General features: G+C 47.7%; 5 protein-coding genes and 1 pseudogene. 4 read left to right on the forward strand and 2 right to left on the reverse strand.

Going from position 1 to position 5,872, the window contains the following annotated elements:
* Positions 1 to 25 precede the first annotated feature (25 nt).
* The gene (locus tag ACVBEF_RS20245) at positions 26 to 1,546 is read right to left on the reverse strand and encodes a hypothetical protein (RefSeq protein WP_447125717.1); all 1,521 of its coding nucleotides are present in this window, start codon (positions 1,544 to 1,546) and stop codon (positions 26 to 28) included.
* Between the two features lie 148 nt (positions 1,547 to 1,694).
* On the opposite strand from ACVBEF_RS20245, the gene aroQ reads away from it, so the two are divergent.
* Both aroQ and ACVBEF_RS20255 read left to right on the forward strand, forming a co-directional pair.
* The gene (aroQ, locus tag ACVBEF_RS20250) at positions 1,695 to 2,321 is read left to right on the forward strand and encodes a gamma subclass chorismate mutase AroQ (RefSeq protein WP_447125718.1); all 627 of its coding nucleotides are present in this window, start codon (positions 1,695 to 1,697) and stop codon (positions 2,319 to 2,321) included.
* 17 nt (positions 2,322 to 2,338) lie between these two features.
* A complete protein-coding gene (locus tag ACVBEF_RS20255; protein WP_447125719.1) occupies positions 2,339 to 3,139 on the forward strand; it encodes a DeoR/GlpR family DNA-binding transcription regulator in 801 nt (266 codons plus the stop codon).
* Here ACVBEF_RS20255 and ACVBEF_RS20260 read toward each other — a convergent pair.
* Positions 3,136 to 3,801, reverse strand: coding sequence for an N-acetyltransferase family protein (locus tag ACVBEF_RS20260; RefSeq protein WP_447125720.1), 666 nt, complete (start codon positions 3,799 to 3,801; stop codon positions 3,136 to 3,138). The genes ACVBEF_RS20255 and ACVBEF_RS20260 overlap by 4 nt on opposite strands.
* Positions 3,802 to 4,057: 256 nt before the next feature.
* Between ACVBEF_RS20260 and ACVBEF_RS20265 the strand changes: the two genes are divergently transcribed.
* Complete coding sequence (locus tag ACVBEF_RS20265) at positions 4,058 to 4,861, forward strand: hypothetical protein (RefSeq protein ID WP_447125721.1); 804 nt, start codon at positions 4,058 to 4,060, stop codon at positions 4,859 to 4,861.
* Between the two features lie 473 nt (positions 4,862 to 5,334).
* A pseudogene (locus ACVBEF_RS20270) lies at positions 5,335 to 5,872 on the forward strand (phosphoethanolamine transferase); the annotation flags it as partial.

Consider the following 5,872-nt stretch of genomic DNA (forward strand, 5'->3'; position numbering starts at 1 on the left):
GGGAGCAGGACGAGGATACGCAACGCTATACCGTGCAAGGTTGCGCCGGACGTTTCGGAAACACCAGCAATAAATTACCCGCGACGGCAATAAACTGTGTGCGCAATACTTTGACGATCAGGTCAACCAGGCTGTCGATATCGATATTGCGACCATCTTTGCTGTGTAGCCCGGCGGCAATGCGCGAGGCGGTCATCGCCGGTTGTTTGGTGGCGACGGTGAAGTGCAACACATGAATCAGCATGAAGCCAGCCGAGTAATTCAGGCTAAACAAAAAGGCCTCCACCAGCGGCGCGGCGCGTAAATACGAGAACAAAATTTTCAACATCGCCATAAAACCGATGATGACGCCCGCCCCGGATGCGGAGCGGAACATGTCCTTGAATTGACGCCGATTTTCAGCGATGTAATGTTCGCCGGTGCGGCTGGCGTTTTCGGTAATGTTGCGGGCTAATAAGTTAATGTTGTTGGCAAACAGTTCGCGCACTGCGTATTTGCGGTTATGGGCTTCGACCAGTTCACGCGCTAGTGTGATGGCGGCAATGCGTTTTGCATGCTCGGTTGGTTGCGGGCTGCTTAGGGTGATCGTTGCGTCATTCTTTTCGACGCTATTGACAGCATTGCTGACGTCTACCAAGGTGAGTAATTTACGCAGACGGGCAATACTCTGATCGAGGCGCACCAATAAATAGGTGAGGGCGACACTAGTGCCTTTTTTTAACGCAATTTTGCGAATTTTAACGACGACGTTGTCACACTGATCCAGCATTACCTGTAAATGCTTAGTATCTTCAATTGTGTCTTCAATTACCCCCGGTACAGATTCCTCTACTCGCTCCCCCTTACCCTCAAGGTGACACCGGCAATCTGCCAGATAGCGATGCAATTCCACGTTTTGTATCAAGAATGGCGATTCGAAATCTTCCATTTCCGGATACAGGCGGATTAACGACGGTTCCAGACCCATTGCACTGATGCGATAGGACAAGGTTTGCATTGCTTCCAAGAGTTCAACGATTGTTTTACGGCGGTCGCGCGCGTCGTTGGTGATGTCGGCTACGGTTATTGTCGTAGCCGCGGCATCTTCAGATGCATCCGATGGAGCATCCAATGGAGCATGATTCAATAGCCCAATCAGAGCCAGCCAATCATTGGTCGCAATGGCGTTCAGCCAGAGATAATCCGTCTCCAAAGGCAAGACCCGGTCAAGGCAATCACGCAGATAAGTTTCATCCAATGCCGGTGGCAATACCCTATAGGACATACGCTGGAACAGCTCAGTAAAAAAACCGTCGTTTGGCAATATTCCGATATCTGTGTACAAACTGGTTTGGCGACGCGTGGCGTAGATACGGCGTAAATATTGACGGAGCGCCTTGGCCAGCAGCGCATCGTTTTGCAGCAATCTGACTAGCGCACGAATATTTTCAGTGGCTTTGTTGCTATCTTGGGGATTGTGCGGTCGTAGCGCCTGAACCAACGCCGTCAGATAATTTACGTTGTCGGAATCGGGATTGGCTGCAATCAATTTGAGTGTAGACAGCATTAAAAATGTTTCCCGTTTGCAAAAGGCGCTAGTGTACGTTTTGTCAGGCTAAATTGCGTTATCAATTTCGACAGATAGGGCGCTAACATGACAATCCGCCGTTAGAATGCTTGTCTTATCCGTTGCATAGACCAAAAATTGGGATCTCATGGCATTTTATCGTTGTAAACAGTTATCCATGCGGCGTTTTGCTTGCTTGTTAATCGTCATGCTATTGAGCGCATGCCAATATTTATCGCCCTCATCCCCACATGATCCAGGACAACAGACGGTGGGTGTTTCTGCTGGCGATACGCAAAAGATCGATCATTTGCTTGAATTGATCGATCAGCGCCTCGGTGTTGCGTCAAAAGTCGCTAAATCAAAATGGAACTCGGGTGCAGCGGTGGATGATCCAAAAAGAGAGGCGCAGATTCTGGATAACCTGACGAGACAATCCGATACCATTGCAGGACTTGACCCTGTATTCGTCAGGAAATTTTTTCAAAACCAGTTTGATGCCGGAAAAATAATTCAAAAGAATTTGTTGAGCGATTGGCTTAGTCAGTTCCCACTCGGCTATAAGTTTGATGATGCCCCTGACTTAGCGCGTGATGTGCGACCGATATTAGATAAACTCACGCCAGAATTGATCGTAGCACTGCGTGATGTCCAGCCATTATTGAAGCAACCAGGCGTAGAACGCTATTTATCATTGAAGTCCACTGTACTCATCCGTGGCGATGTCGATGGTGATGTCCGTCATCAGGCATTGGAAACATTACTGGCACTCTAATCGAGACGGAATCCGTTATGGCACAGGCACCGATCATTGCGCCCAATGTACTCAATGCACGTCAGCAGGAAATACTGTATTACGTCCAGCGCGAGAGTTTCGTCACCGTAGAAAATCTCGCCAATCGCTTCGGGATGACGCAGCAAACAATCCGACGGGACATCAATATGCTGGCAGAGCGCAATCTGCTACAACGCTATCATGGCGGCGTTGGTTTGCCTTCAAGCGCAGAGAATATTGCCTACGGCGCTCGCCAGGGATTGCAATCGGAAGAAAAGCGCAGAATTGCCGCATTAGTCGCCGAGCATATTCCCGATCAGGCAACCTTGTTTATCAATATAGGTACGACCACGGAAGAAGTTGCCAAGGCACTTAGTCTGCGTCGCAATTTGCGCGTCATTACCAATAATCTCAATGTTGCCGCGATCATGAGCGGCTATCCGGGTTGCGAAGTCATCATCGCTGGCGGCTTAGTACGCGCACGTGACTTAGGGATTGTGGGGGAAGAAACGATCGATTTTATTCAACGTTTTAAAGTCGATTTTGGAATAATCGGCATTTCGAGTATCGATCCGGAAGGCGTTCTACGTGACTACGATTACCGCGAAGTGCGGGTAGCCGAAACCATTATTGCCCATTCCCGCAGAGTCTTTTTAGTTGCAGACCATTCCAAATTCATGCGTCCGGCATTAGTCAAACTGAGCGATATCTCCAAGATCGATGCTTTATTCACCGATCAGGCAATACCGGCAACTTTGGTTGATGTGTTTAAGGATGCCGGCACGGATGTGTTTGTGGCAGTAAAAAAGGCCGATTAATCAACCGTTGAGGAAGCCTCATTTTTAATGTAATCCGTATCCATACCTCGATAGAGCTCACGTGTTCCTGGAGACTGCGTATTGATGTGTTTGAATCCCATGGAAAGAAATAGAGAAAATGCATGTGTGGATTTAGGATAACAACGGGCATAGAAGTTAATACCTGATTTATGCTGCTTGATCACGTAGTCAACCAGAAGCGTAGCAAGGCCTTGTTTTCTGTACTGACGATTTACACTTAGTTGGTACATTTCAATATCTTTACTCCCCTCGCATCGTTGCGTACAAAAGATAAAACCTACGGCCTGGCCTTCCTTTTCGATGACATCCAGCCAAGACAGGAGAATTTCTGCTTTTCGCCCTCCAAGTCTCAGACGCGATGGGGATGCGGTAGTGATACGGCGTATCAGCCCGTGATCAATCACCTGAACAAACATTTTTCGTGCTTCTTCAATCGGTTGCATAACGAAGTGAGCATCGCGCATACCTTCAGCAGATAACTCCTGCATCCAGTCCAGGTCGTCGTGCCGAGCTGTGCGGATCGTGATATTTAAAGAAGGATGGATATGGACCGACTGTGTTGACTGCGGCAGTCTTTTGACTTTGATCTGAAGAAATGTAGAAATTGTGTTGATCAAAAATTGTTGAAATCTGTTATGCATCCGTGATCCACATGTTTGTTCTGTTGCTATCTTATTGCAAGATAGCAAAATACTTTAATAAATCGTCAATTGAATTTTCATAGCAAATTGCAGTGGTTTATATGTTAACTAGTAGCGCCTAAACAGTTGATTTTCTACAGATTTAACAAAGCAAATAAGGAGGGATAATTAGTTCTACTCACTCAAGGTTGCCAAGTAACTTAAAGCGGCAACGTCACGTACATCACTCTCGTTATCATTTTATTTTTACTCAATCATGCCCATTACTATCAACGAAGACCTCCGCGCCTATATCGACCCATTAACCGAAGACGAATTCGCTGCATTAGAGCGTAGTCTGCTGGCCGAAGGCTGCCGCGATGCGCTGGTGTTGTGGGGCGATCTTCTGGTGGACGGGCACAACCGCTACGGTATCTGCCAGAAACATGACATTCCTTTCAAGACCATCCAAAGTCACACTTTCAAATCGATGGACGATGTGCATTTATGGATGATTGATAATCACCTTGGGCGACGCAGCGTATCGGATTTTCAACGTGGCGTACTCGCACTACGTAAGAAAGAGCTCGTATCGGCGCGCGTAGCACAAGCGCAAGCCCAGCGTCCGCCGGCAGAGGTCGCCGCAGTCGATGACAGGGCAGAGCCAACATTGACACGTGAGGCGGTTGCCCGTTCTGCTCGAATGAGCAGCGCGACCTTGGGACAAATCGAAAAAATCCAGAAGACCGCCGCTCCTGAGCTGGTCGAGGCTATCAAATCAGGAGCAATTTCAATTAATGCGGCCGTCGCGGTCGCTTCATTACCGAGCGATAAGCAAATAGAGGCAGTTGCTGGCGGCAAGAAAGAACTGCGTCAAGCGGCAAGGCAAGTACGAGAGGCACGTATGTCGCCCAAGCTCGAGCCCGAGGTGGAGCCGCTTTCAAGCGAGGCCACGCCCGATCAAAGAGAGATTCATCGTTTAACGCTCTTGCTCGCAGAACTGACTGAAGAGCGTAATCAATTGAAAAAGAAAGTACAGCAATTGACTATTGCGCTGAGCGAAGAGCGTAGGGGAGTGTAGTTTGCTGAGTCTCTCCTAGAGCCCACCTGACTCTTGCTTAGAGAAATAGAAATCTGCGTCAGGTATTCAGGGCACTACGCCGCTCAAAAAAATTTTAAGTAAAACACCTAAATATGCAGGCTATTACCCGGCGCAAGCGTTTTACGTCAGTAGAATGCTCCGCTGCAACTTCGTTGCGGCTGGCAAGTACTGCGGCAAACCTTTCATGATCATTGAAAACAATGCCGCCTGCCTACCATCACCCAGAGACTTATTTTTCTATCGCTGCACGTAAAAACGCAGCTACACGCACCGCTTTATTGCACTTCGCCGTCATATTCCTGGGATTGTTATCGTATTTTTTTCTCGGCGCAATGGGGCTACGTTCACTACTAAAAACAAGTACACTCTTGCTCCTGCTGTGTATTGGGCCGCTAAATTTACTATTTTGTTTTCAGCAGACATATCGTGTTGCCAGGTATTGCAGTGCTGGCATGGCATTGTTTTTTTTCCTTGATGCAACCGTCAACTATTTTTTACAACAGCATTATGGGTTACCGCCAGATTCTGCGGTGGTCTGGCAATCGATTTTTAATACAACTCCCATCGAAGTCAAAGAGTTCTTCGCGCATAACCTGCACGAGATCGGCAAAGCCGTGTTCACTTTTATTGTCATTACCGGATGTACGCTATTTGGCTTAGGTCGCTTATCCAGGGTCGGATTGAAGGAACCCATGGTCTCCTCACGACGCTGGGAAGCAATTGTAGCTGTCAGTACGTTGATTTTTATTGCGCTGCATTTCAATCCGACCATGCGTAATGCTAATCCGGTGGCTTACTGGCCCATCCGTTATTTGGATTATCAAGAGAACATTGCACATTTCAAGCATATGCAAATTTTGATGAAAAATAGTGCCGCCAATATGAAAGCCTGGATGTTGCAGGATAAGACCGAATTAGAGCGGACAGTGGTACTAGTCATCGGAGAGTCGGCGAATCGCGACAACTGGTCTTTGTATGGTTATCAGAGGA

The organism is Glaciimonas sp. GG7 (genome assembly GCF_052976905.1).

What these genes read in the sequence shown, in the direction of transcription:
- ACVBEF_RS20245 (WP_447125717.1), bottom strand. Translation starts at nt 1,546, where the DNA reads ATGCTGTCTACACTCAAATTGATTGCAGCCAATCCCGATTCCGACAAC.
- aroQ (WP_447125718.1), top strand. Translation starts at nt 1,695, where the DNA reads ATGGCATTTTATCGTTGTAAACAGTTATCCATGCGGCGTTTTGCTTGC.
- ACVBEF_RS20255 (WP_447125719.1), top strand. Translation starts at nt 2,339, where the DNA reads ATGGCACAGGCACCGATCATTGCGCCCAATGTACTCAATGCACGTCAG.
- ACVBEF_RS20265 (WP_447125721.1), top strand. Translation starts at nt 4,058, where the DNA reads ATGCCCATTACTATCAACGAAGACCTCCGCGCCTATATCGACCCATTA.
- ACVBEF_RS20260 (WP_447125720.1), bottom strand. Translation starts at nt 3,801, where the DNA reads ATGCATAACAGATTTCAACAATTTTTGATCAACACAATTTCTACATTT.